The following is a 17,834-nucleotide window of genomic DNA, read 5'->3' as shown; positions in this document are numbered from 1 at the left end:
CAGGAGTTTGAGACATGAAGACGCGCGCCGCGGTCGCTTTCGAAGCCAAGAAGCCGCTGGAGATCGTCGAGGTTGACCTCGAAGGGCCGAAGGCCGGCGAGGTGCTGGTCGAGATCAAGGCTACCGGCATCTGCCACACCGATGCCTATACGCTCGACGGTCTCGACAGCGAGGGCATCTTCCCCTCGATCCTCGGCCATGAGGGCGCCGGCATCGTGCGCGAAGTCGGCCCTGGCGTGACCTCGGTCAAGCCCGGCGACCACGTCATTCCGCTCTACACACCGGAATGCCGCCAGTGCAAGAGCTGCCTCAGCCGCAAGACCAATCTCTGCACCGCGATCCGCGCCACGCAGGGCAAGGGCCTGATGCCCGACGGCACGTCGCGCTTCAGCTACAAGGGCCAGGCCATCTATCACTACATGGGCTGCTCGACCTTCTCTAACTTCACCGTGCTGCCGGAGATCGCGGTCGCGAAGATTCGCGAGGACGCGCCCTTCGACAAGAGCTGCTATATCGGCTGCGGCGTCACCACCGGCGTCGGCGCGGTCGTCAACACGGCGAAGGTCACGCCCGGCGCGAACGTCGTGGTGTTCGGCCTCGGCGGCATCGGCCTCAACGTCATTCAGGGCGCCAGGATGGCGGGGGCCGACAAGATCATCGGCGTCGACCTCAATGACGGCAAGGAGGAATGGGGCCGCCGCTTCGGCATGACCCATTTCGTCAACCCGAAGAAGGTGACCGGCGACATCGTCCAGCACCTGGTCGCGCTCACCGACGGCGGTGCCGACTACACCTTCGACTGCACCGGCAATACCACGGTGATGCGCCAGGCGCTGGAAGCCTGCCATCGCGGCTGGGGCGAATCGATCATCATTGGTGTCGCCGAGGCCGGCAAGGAGATCGCGACCCGCCCGTTCCAGCTCGTCACCGGACGCGTCTGGAAGGGCACGGCGTTCGGCGGCGCGCGCGGGCGCACCGACGTTCCCAAGATCGTCGACTGGTACATGAACGGGAAGATCGAAATCGACCCGATGATCACCCACACGCTCAAGCTCGAAGACATCAACAAGGGCTTCGACCTGATGCATGAGGGCAAATCGATCCGTTCCGTCGTCGTGTTCTGACCCCAAGCACGCAAAACTGAGGAGGATTGCGCCATGACTGTCCACATCCATCCGTCCGTCGATAACGGCGTCAAACAGGGAAGCGGCCATTTCGCCGGCGGCACGCTGGTCTGCAAATGCCACGACCGGCCGGTCAAGGTCGGCATCAAGGGCGATGTCGCGCATAACCACGCGTGCGGCTGCACCAAATGCTGGAAGCCCTCCGGCGCGACCTTCTCGGTCGTTGCAGTGGTGCCGCGGCAGAACGTCACGGTGCTGGAGAACGGCGACAAGCTCAAGATCGTCGATCCCTCCGCCGTCATCCAGCGCTACGCCTGCACCGGCTGCGGCACGCATATGTATGGCCGCATCGAGAACACGGGCCACCCGTTCTACGGCCTCGACTTCATTCACCCCGAGCTGTTCCAGGAGCAGGGTTCGGCCGCGCCGGGCTTTGCGGCCTTCGTCTCCTCGGTGATCGAGTCGGGCGTGAAGCCGGAACAGATGGGCGAGATTCGGGCGCGATTGAAGGAGCTGGGGCTCGAGCCCTATGACTGCCTGTCGCCGGCCCTGATGGATGCGATTGCCACCCACGTGGCGAAAGCAAAGGCGGCCTGACGGCCGCAACGTAACCAAGCGTACAACTGAAGCGTTCCTTCCTGAAGACTTGGTGCCTCGCCTGCCCCACGCTGGCGAGGCATTCTTTTTTGCCGTCGTTATCGCCTGGTGGCCGCCATTGTCGTCGGCGCATCGTCCATTGTTCCGCGTTTGCATTGCAGTGGGCTGCACGCGCTGCGCTCGTCTGCTCTGACAACACACGCGCCTGTGTAGACCGATGTCTGTCCCGGTCTGCTATCATGGATCGTTTCCGACAACTCCCAATTGATCCGGCGCGTGTACTCAGGACATGTGGTCCCGCGCGCGTCCACCAACGATCAGAACCGGCGACCATTGGTCCGACAAAACGAGGGCGAGCATGATCAAGGTGAAAATCAACGGACAGGAGCAGAGCTGGGATGGCGATCCGAGCCTGCCGCTGCTGTGGTATCTGCGCGATGAGCTGGGCCTGACCGGCTCGAAATACGGTTGCGGCGCGGCGCTGTGCGGCGCCTGCACCGTGATGGTCGACAAGGAAGCCGCGCGCTCCTGCATCACGGCGATTTCCGATGTCGCGGGACGCGAGGTCACCACCATCGAAGGTCTGCATCCGACCGGGGATCATCCGGTGCAGAAGGCGTGGCGGCAGGTCAACGTGCCGCAGTGCGGCTTCTGCCAGGCCGGTCAGATCATGCAGGCGGCGGCGCTGCTCAACCAGAATCCCAAGCCGTCGCATGACCAGATCCGGGACGCGATGTCCGGCAACATCTGCCGCTGTGGCTGCTATCAGCGCATCGAGAATGCGGTCCATCTGGCCTCGACGGGGGTGTGATCATGAGCATCATCGCAAATCCCGACATCGCAAAGTCTGCTTCTCGCCGCGGCTTCGAGCGGCATCTCAAGGTCGAGAACGTCTCGCGCCGCGCCATCCTGCAGACGCTGGGGCTCGCCGGCGGGTTCGTGCTCGCGGCTCCCTTGCTGTCGCGCCCGGCGTTTGCCGCCTATGAGACCGGCGCCGGCAAGATGCCGCACGGCACCGTGGTCGATCCCAAGGTCTTCGTTTCGATCGCCCCCGACGGCATCGTGTCGATCGTCGCCCACCGGTCCGAGATGGGCACGGGCGTGCGGACCAGCCTGCCGCTGATCGTGGCCGAGGAGATGGAAGCCGACTGGTCGCGCGTGCGCGTCGTGCAGGCCCCCGGCGACGAGGTGAAGTTCGGCAACCAGGATACCGACGGCTCGCGCAGCACGCGGCACTATCTGCTGCCGATGCGACAGATCGGCGCGCTGGCGCGGGCGATGCTCGAAGCCGCGGCGGCCAAGCGCCTCGGCGTGCCGCCGAGCGAAGTGAAGGCCGTCAATCATGAGGTCGTGCACAGCGCCAGCGGCCGCCGCCTCGGCTTCGGCGAGCTCGCGGCCGATGCCGCCGGTCTGCCGGTGCCTGCGGTCGACACCATCAAGCTGAAGTCGCCTGCGGATTTCCGTTATCTCGGCAAGGGTCAGGTCAGCATCGTCGATCTGCACGACATCACCGTCGGCAAGGCGCGCTACGGCGCCGACGTCCGCCTGCCCGGCATGAAATACGCGGTCATCGCCCGGCCGCCGGTGACCGGCGGCAAGGTCAAGTCGTTCGATCCGGCCGAGGCACTGAAGGTGCCCGGCGTCGAGCAGGTGATCGAGGTCAAGGGCTGGCCGTGGCCGTCGAAGTTCCAGCCGCTCGGTGGCGTCGCCGTGATCGCACGCAACACCGGTGCCGCGATCAAGGGCCGCGACGTGCTCAAGGTCGAGTGGGACGACGGCGCCAATGCGAGCTACGACTCTGTCGCCTATCGGGCCGAGCTCGAGGCCGCCGCGCGCCAGCCGGGCCTCGTCGTGCGACAGGAAGGCGACGTCGAGGCCGCGCTGAAGTCGGCCGACAAGGTCGTCATCGGTGAGTACTATCTGCCGCACGTCGCTCATGCCAGCATGGAGCCGCCGGTCGCGGTCGCCGACGTCAAGGGCGACAAGGCCGATATCTGGGCGCCGGTGCAGAGCCCCGGCGGCACGCACGAGGATGTCGCCAAGACGCTGCAGATTCCGCCGGAGAACGTGACCGTCAACGTCACCCTGCTCGGCGGCGGGTTCGGGCGGAAGTCCAAATGCGACTTCGCGCTCGAGGCCGCCCTGCTGTCGAAGACGGTGGGCGCGCCGGTCAAGGTGCAGTGGACGCGTGATGACGACATCCATCACGATTTCCTGCACACGGTGTCGGTGGAGCGCATCGAGGCCGGCCTCGACAAGAGCGGCAAGGTGGTGGCGTGGCGTCACCGCAGCGTCGCGCCGACCATCCTGTCGACCTTCGCCGCCGGCGCCGACCATGCCGCGCCGTTCGAGCTCGGCATGGGCCTCGTCGACATGCCGTTCGAGATCGCCAACATCCAATGCGAGAATCCGGCCGCCAAGGCGATGACCCGCATCGGCTGGTTCCGGTCGGTCTCGAACATCCCGCGCGCCTTCGCCGTGCAGTCGATGGTCGGCGAGATCGCGCACGCCACCGGCCGCGACCAGAAGGACACGCTGCTCGATCTGATCGGCAGCCCGCGCGTGCTCAAGCTCACCTCGGTGAAGGACCTCTGGAACTACGGCGAGCCCTACGAGAGCTACCCGATCGATACCGGACGGCTGCGCCGCGTCGTCGAGTTCGTCGCCGAGAAAGGCAATTGGGGCCGGTCGGTGCCCAAGGGCCACGGTCTCGGCATCGCCGCGCATCGCAGCTTCGTCAGCTACATCGCCACCATCGTGGAGGTGTCGGTCGACGACAAGGGCAAGCTGACCGTGCATCAGGTCGACACCGCGATCGACTGCGGCACCTTCGTCAACCCCGAGCGTATCGCCTCGCAGCTCGAAGGTGCCGCGATCATGGGGCTGAGCCTCGCCAAATATGGCGAGGTGAGCTTCAAAAACGGCCGGGTGCAGCAGCGCAACTTCGACGACCATCCGGTGGTCCGGATCGACGAGGCCCCGCTGATCACGAACGTGCACATCGTCCCTGCCGATGCCGACACGCCGCCGAGCGGCGTCGGCGAGCCGGGCGTACCACCGTTCGCGCCGGCGCTCGCCAACGCGATCTTTGCCGCCACCGGCAAGCGCCTGCGCGCGCTGCCGATCGGCAATCAGCTCGCGACGTAAGCTTGCAGCAATCAGCAGATCATCGGCCGGAGCGATCCGGCCGATGATCCTACCGGAAGACGCAGGATCAGTCAGCGCCCATAGCGCACCGAGGCATAGCGGCCAATGACGGCGCCACGTCCCTGCCCCGGCGCGCCGGCCACGCCGTGAGGCGTGCTGCCGCAGTCCTGGCGCTGCGGCACCGGCGCAGCCTTGATAGCCGTGTTTGCATTCGGCTGCCCCTCGACGAGCTTCGTCACCAGCGAGCGCAGCCGCTGATTCTCGATCTCCAGCTCTTTCAGATGACGCAGAGCAGGACTGCTGAGACCGCCATAGCGCTGACGCCAACGATAAAAGGTGCGCAGCGACACGCCGGCCGTGCTGCAAATTTCGGCAATCGGAACGCCCGACTCCGCCTCGCCAAGCAGAACCAGAATTTCGTGCTCGGTGTGCAGGGAACGTCGCATGATCAGGTACCCCTACGCGGCCAACGCGGTCAATCTCGCATGAATTCCATGAGCTTGGTAGTGCGGCAACGCATGGGTCTCGCAACCGCGCTCCGCGTGGGCGCACCGCGATCGAGGTCAAGCGCGGCGATGCGGGCTCATCGCGGGCCGCCGGCGCCTCGCCGCCAATTGGCAAAATTGACGCGCGTCGCCAGACACGTCGCCCGCTGCCGGTCGTGTGAGCAAGGCTGAACAGTTTTTGGCGTTGCCGACCGCGACATCCTGCCTTGATATCAGCTGCAAAGACCGAGACCCGAGGAGCCCTGCCATGTCCAAACGCCACGAGATTCCCGCGACGCATGAGAGCATGGTCTGGGGCTATCTCGACAGCACGACGCCGCCGGTGCTCGAGGTCGCCTCCGGCGACACCGTGACGCTGCATTCCTTTCCGGCCGGCGGGAAGGAGACCTTGCCCGAGGACCGTAGGATCGTTCCCGCCAACTACCTCACCGCGCTCGACACCATGATCCAGGGGCCCGGACCGCATTTCATCACCGGTCCGGTCTATGTGAAGGGCGCGCAGCCCGGCGATACGCTTCAGGTCGACATTCTCAACGTCAAGGTCAGCCAGGACTGGGGCTTCGTCTCGATCCTGCCGCTGCTCGGCACCCTGCCCGACGAGTTCACGGACTACGAGACCATCCACCCCAAGGTCGACCACGACCGCCAGGTCTGCATCATGCCCTGGGGCACCGAGATCGCGCTCGATCCGTTCTTCGGCATCATCGCCACTGCGCCGCCGCCGGCCTGGGGGCGGTGCGGCTCGCCGGTGCCGCGCAGTTTTGGCGGCAACATGGACAACAAGGAGCTGCGGCCCGGCACCACGCTGTATCTGCCCGTCTTCAACGAGGGCGCGCTGTTCTTTGCCGGCGACGGCCATGGCGTGCAGGGCGACGGCGAGGTCTGCATCACCGCGCTCGAGACCGGCGTCACCGGCAGCTTCCGCCTCACCGTGCGCAAGGACATGGACATCACCTGGCCGTTCGCCGAGAACGCCACCCACCTGATGTCGATCGGCCTCGACGAGGATCTCGACGACGCCGCCAAGCAGGCGGTGCGCGAGATGGTCAAGCACGTCTGCGCCCGCACCAATTTGTCGCGCAACCAGGCCTACATGCTGTGCTCGCTGGCCGGCAATCTGCGCGTCACCCAGCTGGTCGACGGCAACAAGGGCATCCACATGCTGCTGCCGAAGGCGTATCTCTGAGCCTCCTCTACCGGTTGACGAAGCGGTCGTGCGCGGTCAGCACGACCTGCCCGCTCGGATCGACCGCCTCGAAGGTGACGTCGGCATCCTCGGGCTCTGGCATGGTCAGCGTCACCCGCAGCGTTTCCGAGCCGTCGGGCTCGACCTCGATCGCATCCGCCGCCGCATGGCCGACGATGGCGAGCGCCGCGTCGACGCCGCTGATCCCGAGCTTGAAGCTCTGCACGGCCGAGGACTTGTTGAGCAGCTTGACGGTGTAGGCGTTGCGCACCGAACCATCCGACAGCCGCACGGCAAGGGGATCACGATCGTGCTGCACCGACAGCACGGCCGTGGTCTTGGTCACGAACGACACCGCGATGACGCCGGCCAGCGCGACGCAGGCCAGCGCGAGTCCGATCGTCTTCGGCCGCACCAGCCGCGACACACGCGGCTCGCCGACGCGGCCGCGCTCGATGTTGCGCCAGCTCTCGTAGTCGATGAGGCCGCGCGGACGATCGAGCTTGGCCATCACCCCGTCGCAGGCGTCGACGCAGAGGCCGCAATTGATGCAGGCGAAGCTCGGACCCTGCCGGATGTCGATGCCGATCGGGCAGACCGCGACGCAGGCGCCGCAATCGACGCAGTCGCCGGCCGGCAGCCCCTGCGACCTCGCCTCGGCGGCCTTCTTGGCGGACATCCGGGTCTCGCCGCGATAGTCACGGTAGTTGACGGTGAAGGCTTCGGGATCCCAGATCGCGCCCTGCAGCCGCGGCCACGGACACATGAAGGTGCAGACCTGCTCGCGCGCGAAGCCGGCGAGGCCGTAGGTCGTGCCCGCGAACACCAGCGTCCAGGTCAGCGCCGTCGCCGACATCTCGCCATGGATGACATCGCGCACCAGCTCCGGCGCGTCGGTGAAGTAGAAGATCAGGGTGCCGCCGGTGCCGAGCGCGATCGCCATCCAAAGCGCGTGCTTGGCCGCGATCTGCGCGATGCGTTTCGCCGTCAGCGGCGCGCCGATGTTCTTCAGCCGCTGCCGCCGGTCGCCCTCGACCAGGCGCTCGACCAGCAGGAACAGGTCGGTCCACACCGTCTGCGGACAGGCGAAGCCGCACCAGAGACGGCCGGCCAGCGCATTGACCAGAACCAGGATCAAGGTCGCCAGCAGCATCGCCGCGGTGATGAGGTAGAGGTCCTGCGGCCAGATCTCGGCTGGGCCGAGATAGAGCTTTCCGTGGGCGAAATCGAGCAGCACGGCCTGGCCGGGCGCATTCGGCCCGCGGTTCCAGCGAATGAACGGCGTGACGTAGTAGACCGACAGGGTGAACACCAGGATCAGCCATTTGAGCCGGCGGATCGGGCCCTTGACGCCCTGCGGAACCACAGGACCACCCGCCTTGCGCGGCGATCGTGCCGGGCTGCGCGCTGGTGCCTGGGACTGGCTTTGTCCCCGTCCCTCCGCCATGCGCCGCGTCCTGGCGTGATCGATCTCGATGGTGATGGCCACGGCTGCCCTCGTTCGCTTGCCTGTTGCAGGCGACGATAGGCGGCGAGGCCGGGACGCTCTTTGTCGGGCCACAAACTTGCGAACGGGTGGCAGCGACTGTTTGCGCGGGAACAACGATAGTTCCCGTCCAGCAGGCGACGAGAGGCGCGGCGCAGCGAGCGCGATGGAGGCGGGCGCAGCATCCGGAGGGACGACGATGGCGGCCGCCGCTCTTTGGGCGGCGGTCCGCAGGAGGACAGCGTATTGCCGCCACATCGGCATTCTTTGCTCGGCCCATCCTTCGAGACGCGCGCCTTCGGCGCGCTCCTCAGGATGAGGGCGGGATGCTCGGTCAAAGGCTTGAGCCTCATGTCACAGTCGTGATCCTCTCCATGAACACGCCAACAGCGTGTTCATAGTCCCGTATGCAGCGGCCGCCCCGCCGCTTGCGCCTCATGGTGAGGAGCGCCGCTCGCGGCGCGTCTCGAACCATGAGCCACAGGCGGGAAGCGAACTGCGGAGAAGTTCGTCTTCGTAAACAAGATCCACGATCCTCAGACGATCTTGATCGACATGTCCGGCAGGCCTTCGAGCTTGCACAAGAGCACGTCGCCCTTCACCACCGGGCCGACATTCTCCGGCGTGCCGGAATAGATGATGTCGCCGGCCTTGAGCTCGAACGCCTCGGACAGTTTCGCGATCTGCTCGGCGACGCTCCAGATCATCTTGTTGAGATCGGAGTTCTGCCGGACCGTGCCGTTGACCGCGAGCGAGATCGCGCCCTTGGTGAAGTGGCCGACCTTCGAGACCGGATGGATCGGGCCGAGCACGGCAGCATGATCAAAGCTCTTGCCGATCTCCCATGGCTTCTTCTCGGCGGCCATGCCGTTCTGCAGGTCGCGGCGGGTCATGTCGAGGCCGAGCGCGTAGCCATAGACATGATCGAGCGCGGACTCGGCGGGAATGTTGGTGCCGCCGGATTTCAGCGCCGCCACCAGCTCGACCTCGTGATGATAGTTCTTGGTCAGGGACGGATAGGGATGATCGGCGATCTCGCCGACCGCGACGTTCTGGATTGCATCCGTCGGCTTCTGGAAGAAGAACGGCGGCTCGCGGTTCGGATCGGAGCCGCGCTCGATCGCATGCGCTGCGTAGTTGCGGCCGATGCAATAGATGCGGCGGACCGGGAACACGCCCTGCTCGCCGGCGATCGGAATGGTGGTCGCCGGAACGGCGAAGATCGGCTTCGGTCCGGCCTGAGCCGCAGCCGGATGAGTATCCGTCATGATCGCGGCCGCTGCAGCGGCGCTGCCGGCAACGAGAAGATGGCGGCGTGAGGTGTCTGCCATTGGGGTCCTCCTGGGGTCAGCCGTCGCGACCGGCGGCCTGTTGTTCTTGAGCGCTGTCGGGCGCCCCAACTGATAAGCATATCCAGTATGCCAGCGCCACCATGCGCGCACGCGCCGTCGCTCTCGCGGCGCAACACGCGCCCGAAGCGATGCTCGAGACCCTCGCTGGAATCGCGAGGGCGCAGGGAAGGCCGGGCCTCGGCTGAGGCCCGTGGCCCGCCTGCTCAAAAAAATGCAGGCGGCAGGTACCACAGGTTCAGCCGGACAGACCCGGCCTTCCCTGCGCGGCAGTCTTAACGTCTGCTCCGCGCTCTCCCTGGGGACCGGCTTGATTGCCCCCATCGCCCGCGCGACACGGCCTGTCACGGCTCGCGTCACAAACGAGCTTGGCGCCAGCATCGGGGCGCCAGGACCACACGGCTTGAACGTCCGCGAGTTGCCAATCGTCCAGCGCAACAGCACCTGACAAGCTCGCGGCCACCGCTCCCCGCCTCAACGTATCGTGACGACGCGTACGCCCCTCAGCATGAGGACGGGATAGAGGGAGGAGAGCATGTATTCCGATAAAACGAAAGAAGGAAATTTTTACGCCGAGATCTGGACAGAGGTGATCGTGTTGAACGCGCGGGCGATTTTTCGTTTTGGGCGCACACGCGATCTTCGATCATGAGAGGCGTTGCGGGCAGCGCTCTTGGCGGCGCCCGGGTCCGAGTCGCCCGACGGGCACGCATTGCCGGCAGCCCAGGCGCAGCACGGACGAGCGCAGCGTCACCCGGGGCGCTCCCCCACAACGCGTGTGATCCCAGATATCGCTGATCCGGATCCGCAGGCAGGGGTCGCGAAGGATCGCCCGCAGGCAAGCACCCGGCACGTGATCTACCGAACCTTTGCTCGCGTTCCCTCGTTACTCAAACCTGACGGCGCAACCGCCATGACCGAAACGACACCACCAAGGAGGCGCCGCATGCTGATTGGGCTCACCAGCCTCCTCGTGCTCGTCCTGGCCGGCGCCGCCATTGCCGCGGGGCCGATCATGAGCCGGGTCGAACATCCCAAGTATGACGTGGTGAAGCGCGACGGCGAGTTCGAGATCCGCGCCTATGCGCCGATGATCATCGCGCAGGCGGAGGTGCAGGGCGCGCGCAGGCCGGCGATCGAGGAAGGCTTTCGCATCATCGCCGGCTACATCTTCGGCGCCAACCGTGCGAAGGCGAAGATCGCGATGACGGCGCCGGTGCAGCAGCAGGCCAGCGGCACACCACCGACGGATGGCGGGAACAACGACCGGTGGAGCGTCAGCTTCGTGATGCCGTCGAGTTGGTCGCTGGAAACGCTGCCGCCGCCGGCCGACCGCAGGATCAAGCTGACGCCCGTCCCGGCACAGCGCATGGTCGCGTTGACCTTCTCGGGCTCCTATTCCGACGGCATCCTGGCCGAGAAAACCCGCGTGCTGCGCGACTACGCGCAACGGAAGGGACTGGCCGTGTCCGGCGCACCGCTGCTCGCCTTCTACAATCCGCCCTGGACCTTGCCCATGCTGCGGCGGAACGAGGTGATGCTGGCGTGTAGTTGTTAGCTCATTCCTATCGCCTCCAATCTTGGCAGCGTGTCAGGGGACTGATCTCTCCCTGCGTTGCCCCGGGACGCTTCTAATAAGTCGTACCGTCATGCCCGGGCTTGTCCCGGGCATCCACGCCGTCCCCGGAATACCGAACGACATGGATGGCCGGGACAAGCCCGGCCATGACGCCCTGGAAGAGGGGCGCAATTTGACAGTCAGATGCCATCACCTCCTCACCCCTCGATGATCGCCACCGCCCGCGTCCATCCGGCCGAGGCGCGCTCGATCTTGACCGGGAAACACGACACCATGAACCCCGTCGACGGCAGCTGCTCCAGATTGTGCAGCTTCTCCAGGTGGCAATAGCCGATGTGGCGTCCGGCCTTGTGGCCTTCCCAGATCAGCGCGGCATCGTGGGTCTCGGCGTATCTTTGCGCGGTGAACACGAACGGCGCGTCCCAGCTCCAGCCGTCGGTGCCGGTCAGGCGCACGCCGCGCTCGAGCAGATACATGGTCGCCTCGTAGCCCATGCCGCAGCCCGAATTGACGTAGTTGGCCTGGCCGAAGCGCGCGCCGGCCGAGGTATTGACGACGACGATCTCGAGCGGCGACAGCGTGTGGCCGATGCGCTCGAGCTCATCCTCGACATCCCTCGCGGTCACCACATAGCCGTCCGGGAAACGACGGAAGTCGAGCTTCACGCCCGGCTGCAGACACCACTCCAGCGGCACCTCGTCGATGGTCCAGGCGCGCTCGCCGCGATTCATCGTCGGATGAAAATGCCAGGGCGCATCGAGATGCGTGCCGTTGTGGGTCGAAAGATTCACCTGCTCGACCGCCCAACCCTGCCCGTCCGGCAGGTCCTCGGCCTTCAGCCCGTCGAAGAACTGCAGCATGCGCGGCAGGCCCTGCTGATGGTCGATATAGGTGATGGTCGGATGATTGCCGGGCGGATCGGCGGGCACATCGTTCTGCAAGGGCACGGAGATGTCGATCAGCTTGCGGGCCATGGGCGGTCCTCTCTGATTGTCATTATTGGTTGTCGTCGTCGGCAACCGCAGCCATTGCCGACCGTGCCCGAGCCGATGAACTCGCCGGGCATCAGGGTCTCGTCCTTGCTGGTATAGGCGATCAGCTCCTCGAACGAAAACAGCATGCCGGCCGAGCGCGGCCGCGGTGAGCCGTTGCGGAGCCAGCTCAAACTGCTGAACGGCTGGGACGATCTGGACGGAACACCCATGGGGCCGATTGCGGGGCCAGAGCGCCCGACCAGCCCCTGAAAGAAAGAGGCCGCCGACACAAGAAGTGCAGGCGGCCCAAGTCCAGGGAGGAAACGCCCCAAGAAGGGCTAGGTTTTACTTACTAGATCAGGAGAGTCGTGGGTATCCGGATGATACCGGAGGTTGTCATCGCGCTGCCGGGTTCCATATCCCGACCGAGATACCGTTAGACTACGCCGCCTGACGCTCCCGCACGCACGAATTCCGTGACCTTCCCGACATTGGAGTGGACCCACTCTGCCATCCGTTGCTCCAGCTGCGGCGACTGCTCGAGCGGCGCGCGGACCTCCTCGACATCGTCGGCGCGGCGCAACGCGAGCAGCGACTTGTCGGTGGCGATCTCAAATAGTGGGCGATCTCAAACTGATCGAATGCGTCGGTGGCGAAGGTGTTCTTCAGGAACTCGTCGCCGAACGGCGCAAGTTCGATCTCCGCCAAGAACGGAACCTTCTCAACGCCACATCGTCGGTGTGACAAGATGCGCGCCATCGGACCGTTTCCGACCGAGAGCGCCAGGGCTTTGTGCAGCCTGATCGACATTGGGCTCAGGTTCGATTGCGGGCGCGTGGTCGAGCTGGATCACAGCAACCGCGGCGGGGTGTTCCGGAGCGCTGCGCTGATCGCGCGCGCATGGCGAAGCGGAACTTGCCGAATCACTCGGCTGGTCAACGGGGTCGTGCATGTGGCAGCTCCGAGCCCTGAAGCGGCGTTTACTAATCCCTTCCGAGACTAGGCGATATCAACTGCGTTAATCCATGCGCGATCTCGCCGCGTGCGGCCGATTCGCCCGCAACGCGACGGACCAGCGTGTGCTTGCCATCCGTTCGTGGCCGCGCGATGACGCCTCCCGCACTGCACGCGGGATCGTGATGGACGTTCCGCCGGCATCAGCGCTCGCGCGCGCCGACGCGGTCGAGCAGTGCCGCACCGGTGCGGATGCCATTGTAGAAGCAGTCGATCGTCATGTTCTCGTTCGGCGCGTGATTGGCCTCGTCGGCATTCGCATAGGGAACGACGAAGGCGGGAACGCCGAGGATCTTGGTGAAGACGTAGTCCGGCAGACTGCCGCCGGTGCACGGAAATTCGAGCGGTGTGACGCCCTGGGCGAGCGCGATGGCATCACGCACGATCGCGCCAAAGGGCGAATCGAGCGGCACGCGCGACGGCAGCATGCCGCCGCGCCGGATGAACTCCACCTCCGGCGCGTGGCGCTTCACATGCGCCTCCACCTTCGCCAGCACGTCGTCCGGCGTCATCGCCTCGACCAGGCGGATGTCGCATTTGACGAACGCCTCGCAGGGCAGCACCGTCTTGCTGCCCGGTCCGCCATAGCCGCCGTGCAAGCCGTTGATGGTCAGCGTCGGATGGAACATCAGGCGTTCGTAGTAGCCGCGATCGGGCGGCGCATCGAGATGGCTGAGACCGAGGCTCGCCTTGGCGGCATCGATATCCAGCGGCAGGCGTTTCACGGCCGCAATGTCCAGCTCGCTCGGCGGCACGATCGCATCATGCAGACCGTCGATGGTGATCTCGCCCGCGGCATTCTTCATCGTCCCGAGCAGGTGGACCAACGTCCAGATCGGATTCGGCACGATGCCGCCGAGATTGCCGGAATGCACGTCGCGGCTGGCGTGCCTGGCGCGCAGCTCGAACGAGCACATGCCGCGCACGCCATAGGTCATGGTCGGCCGCCCCGAAGGGTGCATCGGCCCGTCCGCGGTGACGACGAAGTCGGCTTTCAGCCGGTCCCTGTTGGCGGCGACGAAATCGGCGATGCGCGGGCTGCCGATCTCCTCCTCGCCTTCGAGCAGAAAGATCACATTGCAGGGCAGCTCGCCATGCACTCGGAGATGGGATTCGATCGCCATGAGCTGCGCGAAATGCTGGCCCTTGTTGTCGCCGATGCCGCGCGCATAGATGCGGCCGTCGCGGATGGTCGGCTCGAACGGCGGGCTCAGCCACAGCCCCAGCGGATCCGGCGGCTGCACGTCGTAGTGGCCGTAGAGCAGCACGGTCGGTGCGCCCGGCTTCTTCTGCCAGCGTCCGAGCACCATCGGATGTCCTGCCGTCGGCACCGTCTCGGCGTCGAGTCCGATCTCCCGCAGCATCCTCACCAGCAGCGCGGCGACCTCGGCGATGCCGACATTGTGAGCGCTGATCGAGGGATGCCGGACATAGTCCATCACGCGGGCCAGGAAATCCTGCTTTTGATTCTCGATGTGAGCGAACACTGCCTTCAGGCCAGCGGATGGACGCGGCAGGCTTCGCTCTTCATTCATGATGTCGGCTTTCGGCGCGTGCAATGGAAGGACAGGCTCATGTTCGATCGAATTGGACCGAAAAGCAAATCACGCGCGGAGCGAGCCCCGCGCGTGATCGATTGACCGCTCGATGCGGCGCGATGCTCAACCCTTGACGGCCGTGACCACGATCTCGATCAGCGCGCCGCCGCCGAGATCGGAGACGCCGACCGTGGCGCGGACCGGCAGGTCGTCACCGAAGAACGCGGTCCAGGCCGCATCCATCTCCTTCTTCTTCGACAGGTCGGTGACGAAGATCTGGCCGGAGACGACGCGCGTCTTGTCGGTGCCGGCCTCCTTCAGGAAACCATCGATCTTGCCGAGGATGTTGCGGGTCTGCTCGCTCATCGACACCGAGGTATCGTCGGCGATGGTGCCGCCGATGAAGACGAATCCGTTGGCCTCGACGATGCGGTGATGAATGGCGGAGCGGATCTTGCGGGTGATCGTCATCATGTCCTCATGTCGTTGATGAAAGAGTGGACGTCTGAAAGCGCGCGATGCTGAGACCGCCGATGCGCGTCTGCGTGCCGCCATGGGCGATCAGCTCGGCCATCACGGCGCCGGCGCCGGGGCCGAGCTGGAAGCCGTGCGCGGAGAAGCCGAACTGGTGATACAGCCCGTCGTGAACGGCGCTCGGCCCGAACACCGGAATGTCGTCGCGCATGCGTGCCTCGATGCCGGCCCAGGCGCGCACGATGGTCGCGCTGCGCATGACAGCGAACAGCTCCGCGACGGTGCGCGCGCTCTCCGACAGCTTGCGCCAGTCGAGCACGGTCTCGTTGCGGTCCTGATCGGGGATGGCGAGGTGTCCACCGCCGATCAACACCGTGCCGTTGGGGAACTGCTTGAACGACAGCTTGCGGCCGCGCAGGATGACGACGGGATCGATGAAGTGAGCCACCGGCGAGGTGATCATCAGCATCGGCGCGATGGTCTCGACCGGCACCGGCTCGCCGAATTGCGCGGCGATCCGTCCGGCCCAGGCGCCGGCGGCGTTGACCAGCACCGGGGCGGCAAACGTCTCGGAGCCGACGTCGACAAGCCAGAGCTTGCCGTCCTTGCGGATGTTCGCCGCAGCCACGCCCTCGCGAATGAGCGCGCCGAGCTGCTCCGCCTTGCGGCGGAACGCCGTCGTGGTGCGCGCAGGCTGCGCCGCGCCGTCCCGGCGAGATACAACGCCGCCCGGACAGCTCTCCGCCACGGCAGGCACGAGGCGACGCAATTCCGAGCCGTCGATCAGCTCCTCATGGCTGAAGCCGCGTGCGTTGAGATCGGCGACGCGGACGCGGCAGGCGTCGAGCTCCGAATCGTTCTCGGCGACCAGCACCTGGCCAAAACTCTCGAAACCGCAATCATCGTCGACGAGGTCGCTGATGGTCTCCCAGATGCCCATCGAGCGGATCGACAGCGGAATCTCCGCGACGTCGCGCGCGAGCTGCCGCACGCCGCCGGCGTTGACACCGGAGGCGTGGCGGCCGGCATAATCCTTCTCGATCAGCACCGGCTTCAGCCCGGCGAGACACAGATGCAGCGCGGTGGAGCAGCCGTGGATGCCGCCACCCACGATGATGGCATCCGTCTTCACCGTCATCCGCGCACCACGGCCTTGGTCGCCTCTTCGGTCTTCGGCAGGCCTGCGAGCTCGGACAGCATGATCGGCTTCACCGGCGCGCGCAGCCGGTAGTAGCCGATCTCCTGCGGGGTCTTGCCGCGCGCCTGCGCCATCAGCTCGGTGACCGTGAGGCCACACAGCCGGCCCTGGCACGGCCCCATGCCGGTACGGCGATAGGCCTTGAGCTGGTTCGGTCCGGTGGCGCCGATCGCGACGGAGTCGAGCACATCTCTGGCGGTGATCTCCTCGCAGCGGCACACGATGGTGTCGCCTTGAGGAATACGGAACTGCTTTGCCGGCTGGAATAGAACGTCGAGGAAGGCGCGAGCGCGCTCGGCACGTTTCAACTGCGCTGAATGGTCCAGAACCTGTGCCTGGGGCCGCAGCGCCTTGATGGCGCTTGCTGCCGCGATACGGCCCCGCCACAGCGCCGCCTGCGCGCCGCCGATCCCGGCGCCATCCCCGGCAATGGCGATGCCGGGAATGGAGCTGTTACCGTCAGCGTCCAGCACGGGTGTCCAGCAGAGCTGCAGCTCGTTCCAGCGATGCTCGACACCGGCCGCCATCGCCAGGTTGACGTTGGGCACCACGCCCTGATGCAGCAGCAGCAGCTCGGCCGGCAGCGTCTCGCGCTGGCCACCTGCGGCGTAAGTGACGGAAGCGAGCTTGCCGTCGCCGCTTGCGGACAATTCAGTGACGCCCTTGATCACCTGCACCTTGGCCGTGACCTCCCGCACCATCGCCAGACCCTTCAAGAAATAGGGCGAGGTCATGAACGCGAAGGCATGCGGCAGCGCCGCCATGTAGTTGGCGCGCGGCGTGGTATCGAGCACGCGGTCGATGCGGCCTCCGAGCCGCAGGATCTGGGCGGCGAGCAGCCACAGCAGCGGCCCCTGTCCCGCGATCACCGTCGGACCGTCCGGCACCAGCCCGGACGATTTCAGCATCGTCTGCGCTGCGCCCGCCGTCATCACGCCCGGCAGGGTCCAGCCGGGAATCGGGAACGGCCGCTCCTGCGCCCCGGTCGCGATGATGACTCGCCTCGCCTTGATGAAGGCCGAACCGCCGCCGATGGAAACACCGAGTTCGAGATTGCGATCGAGGCTCCACACCGTGGCGCGAGGGATGATCTCGGCGCCGCTGGTCTCCGCGGCTTTCGCGATCTCGGCGCCCGACCAATAGTCGGTGCCGAGCAGCGCCTCGCGCTTCACCGGCGTCGCATGGATCGCGCGCCAGACCTGCCCGCCCGGGCCCGCATTCTCGTCGAGCAGCAAGGTCGACAGGCCGGCGCCGGCGGTCGCGGCCGTCGCGGCCAGCCCGGCAGGACCGGCGCCGATCACCACGACGTCATATTCATCATGCTTCGGCGCCGCGCTCATTTGCCGATCTCCCGCTTGCCCTTCTGGATCTCGATCTGCATGCCCTCGGCGACCGGCACGAGACAGCCTTGCCGGTTGCCGACGCCATCGATGGTGACGAGGCAGTCGAAGCACACGCCCATCATGCAATAAGGCAGGCGCCTTGCGCCGCTCACCGCAGTGGCGCGCCGGACGTCGAGGCCGGAGGCGAGCAGCGCCGCCGACACGGAGTCACCCTCGCGCGCGGCAATCGGCTGGCCCTCGACATGGATCGTCACCGATCCCCTCGCATCACCCTCAGTTCGTTTGAACATCATCGTCTCCATGGCGCCCTGCGCCGTCA

17 protein-coding genes are annotated in these 17,834 nt (G+C 66.0%); 7 read left to right on the top strand and 10 right to left on the bottom strand.

Annotation, left to right across the window (positions count from 1 at the left end):
• The first annotated feature begins 14 nt into the window (after nt 1–14).
• The 4 genes from ACQR1H_RS07840 to ACQR1H_RS07825 all read left to right on the top strand — a co-directional run bounded on the left by ACQR1H_RS07840 (nt 15) and on the right by ACQR1H_RS07825 (nt 4,868).
• The gene (locus ACQR1H_RS07840; protein ID WP_434848496.1) at nt 15–1,124 is read left to right on the top strand and encodes an S-(hydroxymethyl)glutathione dehydrogenase/class III alcohol dehydrogenase; all 1,110 of its coding nucleotides are present in this window, start codon (nt 15–17) and stop codon (nt 1,122–1,124) included.
• A gap of 33 nt (nt 1,125–1,157) precedes the next feature.
• Nucleotides 1,158–1,721 carry an S-(hydroxymethyl)glutathione synthase gene (gfa, locus tag ACQR1H_RS07835; protein WP_315713222.1) on the top strand — a complete coding sequence of 188 codons (564 nt, stop codon included), beginning with the start codon at nt 1,158–1,160 and terminating at the stop codon, nt 1,719–1,721.
• A 358-nt stretch (nt 1,722–2,079) separates the two neighbouring features.
• Nucleotides 2,080–2,532 (top strand): (2Fe-2S)-binding protein, encoded by a 453-nt coding sequence (locus tag ACQR1H_RS07830; protein ID WP_316179901.1) that lies wholly within the window; start codon nt 2,080–2,082, stop codon nt 2,530–2,532.
• A gap of 2 nt (nt 2,533–2,534) precedes the next feature.
• Nucleotides 2,535–4,868 carry a molybdopterin cofactor-binding domain-containing protein gene (locus ACQR1H_RS07825; RefSeq protein WP_434907372.1) on the top strand — a complete coding sequence of 778 codons (2,334 nt, stop codon included), beginning with the start codon at nt 2,535–2,537 and terminating at the stop codon, nt 4,866–4,868.
• A 71-nt stretch (nt 4,869–4,939) separates the two neighbouring features.
• On the opposite strand, the gene ACQR1H_RS07820 is transcribed toward ACQR1H_RS07825, so the two are convergent.
• Nucleotides 4,940–5,314 carry a transposase gene (locus ACQR1H_RS07820; protein ID WP_316179899.1) on the bottom strand — a complete coding sequence of 125 codons (375 nt, stop codon included), beginning with the start codon at nt 5,312–5,314 and terminating at the stop codon, nt 4,940–4,942.
• A 307-nt stretch (nt 5,315–5,621) separates the two neighbouring features.
• On the opposite strand from ACQR1H_RS07820, the gene ACQR1H_RS07815 reads away from it, so the two are divergent.
• Nucleotides 5,622–6,560, top strand: a complete 939-nt coding sequence (locus tag ACQR1H_RS07815; protein WP_315803735.1) for an acetamidase/formamidase family protein — start codon at nt 5,622–5,624, stop codon at nt 6,558–6,560.
• Between the two features lie 7 nt (nt 6,561–6,567).
• On the opposite strand, the gene ccoG is transcribed toward ACQR1H_RS07815, so the two are convergent.
• On the bottom strand, nt 6,568–8,049 hold the full coding sequence (gene ccoG, locus ACQR1H_RS07810; protein ID WP_316179897.1) for a cytochrome c oxidase accessory protein CcoG: 1,482 nt from the start codon (nt 8,047–8,049) through the stop codon (nt 6,568–6,570).
• A 533-nt stretch (nt 8,050–8,582) separates the two neighbouring features.
• Entirely contained in the window at nt 8,583–9,377 is a 795-nt protein-coding gene (locus ACQR1H_RS07805; protein WP_316179896.1) for a fumarylacetoacetate hydrolase family protein, read from the bottom strand.
• A gap of 964 nt (nt 9,378–10,341) precedes the next feature.
• On the opposite strand from ACQR1H_RS07805, the gene ACQR1H_RS07800 reads away from it, so the two are divergent.
• Nucleotides 10,342–10,953, top strand: a complete 612-nt coding sequence (locus tag ACQR1H_RS07800) for an SOUL family heme-binding protein (RefSeq protein WP_316179895.1) — start codon at nt 10,342–10,344, stop codon at nt 10,951–10,953.
• 218 nt (nt 10,954–11,171) lie between these two features.
• On the opposite strand, the gene ACQR1H_RS07795 is transcribed toward ACQR1H_RS07800, so the two are convergent.
• Both ACQR1H_RS07795 and ACQR1H_RS07790 read right to left on the bottom strand, forming a co-directional pair.
• A complete protein-coding gene (locus ACQR1H_RS07795) occupies nt 11,172–11,948 on the bottom strand; it encodes a cyclase family protein (protein WP_316179894.1) in 777 nt (258 codons plus the stop codon).
• Entirely contained in the window at nt 11,933–12,178 is a 246-nt protein-coding gene (locus ACQR1H_RS07790) for a fumarylacetoacetate hydrolase family protein (RefSeq protein WP_410051947.1), read from the bottom strand. Before ACQR1H_RS07790 ends, ACQR1H_RS07795 begins: the two co-directional genes overlap by 16 nt.
• 388 nt (nt 12,179–12,566) lie before the next feature.
• Here ACQR1H_RS07790 and ACQR1H_RS07785 point away from each other — a divergent pair, with 388 nt between their 5' ends.
• Nucleotides 12,567–12,692 (top strand): hypothetical protein, encoded by a 126-nt coding sequence (locus tag ACQR1H_RS07785; protein ID WP_315803740.1) that lies wholly within the window; start codon nt 12,567–12,569, stop codon nt 12,690–12,692.
• A gap of 413 nt (nt 12,693–13,105) precedes the next feature.
• Here the strand turns inward: ACQR1H_RS07785 and ACQR1H_RS07780 are convergent, their stop codons facing one another.
• The 5 genes from ACQR1H_RS07780 to ACQR1H_RS07760 form a co-directional block, all read right to left on the bottom strand.
• On the bottom strand, nt 13,106–14,497 hold the full coding sequence (locus ACQR1H_RS07780) for a M20/M25/M40 family metallo-hydrolase (protein ID WP_316179893.1): 1,392 nt from the start codon (nt 14,495–14,497) through the stop codon (nt 13,106–13,108).
• 126 nt (nt 14,498–14,623) lie between these two features.
• Nucleotides 14,624–14,971 carry a RidA family protein gene (locus ACQR1H_RS07775; protein ID WP_316179892.1) on the bottom strand — a complete coding sequence of 116 codons (348 nt, stop codon included), beginning with the start codon at nt 14,969–14,971 and terminating at the stop codon, nt 14,624–14,626.
• 7 nt (nt 14,972–14,978) lie between these two features.
• Nucleotides 14,979–16,112, bottom strand: coding sequence for an NAD(P)/FAD-dependent oxidoreductase (locus tag ACQR1H_RS07770; RefSeq protein ID WP_316179891.1), 1,134 nt, complete (start codon nt 16,110–16,112; stop codon nt 14,979–14,981).
• On the bottom strand, nt 16,109–17,512 hold the full coding sequence (locus tag ACQR1H_RS07765) for an NAD(P)/FAD-dependent oxidoreductase (RefSeq protein WP_316179890.1): 1,404 nt from the start codon (nt 17,510–17,512) through the stop codon (nt 16,109–16,111). The genes ACQR1H_RS07770 and ACQR1H_RS07765 overlap by 4 nt, the downstream gene beginning before the upstream one ends.
• A complete protein-coding gene (locus ACQR1H_RS07760; RefSeq protein WP_315803744.1) occupies nt 17,509–17,805 on the bottom strand; it encodes a (2Fe-2S)-binding protein in 297 nt (98 codons plus the stop codon). The genes ACQR1H_RS07765 and ACQR1H_RS07760 overlap by 4 nt, the downstream gene beginning before the upstream one ends.
• Nucleotides 17,806–17,834 lie beyond the last annotated feature (29 nt).

Origin of the sequence: Bradyrhizobium sp. HKCCYLRH2015 (assembly GCF_051168215.1) — a bacterium.
Classification (GTDB): domain Bacteria; phylum Pseudomonadota; class Alphaproteobacteria; order Rhizobiales; family Xanthobacteraceae; genus Bradyrhizobium.
Note: the sequence above shows the minus strand (reverse complement) of the source record. Positions and strands in the feature narration are given on the sequence as shown.

What these genes read in the sequence shown, in the direction of transcription:
- ACQR1H_RS07830 (WP_316179901.1), top strand. Translation starts at nt 2,080, where the DNA reads ATGATCAAGGTGAAAATCAACGGACAGGAGCAGAGCTGGGATGGCGAT.
- ACQR1H_RS07770 (WP_316179891.1), bottom strand. Translation starts at nt 16,112, where the DNA reads ATGACGGTGAAGACGGATGCCATCATCGTGGGTGGCGGCATCCACGGC.
- gfa (WP_315713222.1), top strand. Translation starts at nt 1,158, where the DNA reads ATGACTGTCCACATCCATCCGTCCGTCGATAACGGCGTCAAACAGGGA.
- ACQR1H_RS07820 (WP_316179899.1), bottom strand. Translation starts at nt 5,314, where the DNA reads ATGCGACGTTCCCTGCACACCGAGCACGAAATTCTGGTTCTGCTTGGC.
- ACQR1H_RS07825 (WP_434907372.1), top strand. Translation starts at nt 2,535, where the DNA reads ATGAGCATCATCGCAAATCCCGACATCGCAAAGTCTGCTTCTCGCCGC.
- ACQR1H_RS07775 (WP_316179892.1), bottom strand. Translation starts at nt 14,971, where the DNA reads ATGACGATCACCCGCAAGATCCGCTCCGCCATTCATCACCGCATCGTC.
- ACQR1H_RS07760 (WP_315803744.1), bottom strand. Translation starts at nt 17,805, where the DNA reads ATGTTCAAACGAACTGAGGGTGATGCGAGGGGATCGGTGACGATCCAT.
- ACQR1H_RS07805 (WP_316179896.1), bottom strand. Translation starts at nt 9,377, where the DNA reads ATGGCAGACACCTCACGCCGCCATCTTCTCGTTGCCGGCAGCGCCGCT.
- ACQR1H_RS07780 (WP_316179893.1), bottom strand. Translation starts at nt 14,497, where the DNA reads ATGAATGAAGAGCGAAGCCTGCCGCGTCCATCCGCTGGCCTGAAGGCA.
- ACQR1H_RS07790 (WP_410051947.1), bottom strand. Translation starts at nt 12,178, where the DNA reads ATGGGTGTTCCGTCCAGATCGTCCCAGCCGTTCAGCAGTTTGAGCTGG.
- ACQR1H_RS07840 (WP_434848496.1), top strand. Translation starts at nt 15, where the DNA reads ATGAAGACGCGCGCCGCGGTCGCTTTCGAAGCCAAGAAGCCGCTGGAG.
- ACQR1H_RS07795 (WP_316179894.1), bottom strand. Translation starts at nt 11,948, where the DNA reads ATGGCCCGCAAGCTGATCGACATCTCCGTGCCCTTGCAGAACGATGTG.
- ACQR1H_RS07765 (WP_316179890.1), bottom strand. Translation starts at nt 17,512, where the DNA reads ATGAGCGCGGCGCCGAAGCATGATGAATATGACGTCGTGGTGATCGGC.
- ACQR1H_RS07815 (WP_315803735.1), top strand. Translation starts at nt 5,622, where the DNA reads ATGTCCAAACGCCACGAGATTCCCGCGACGCATGAGAGCATGGTCTGG.
- ACQR1H_RS07800 (WP_316179895.1), top strand. Translation starts at nt 10,342, where the DNA reads ATGCTGATTGGGCTCACCAGCCTCCTCGTGCTCGTCCTGGCCGGCGCC.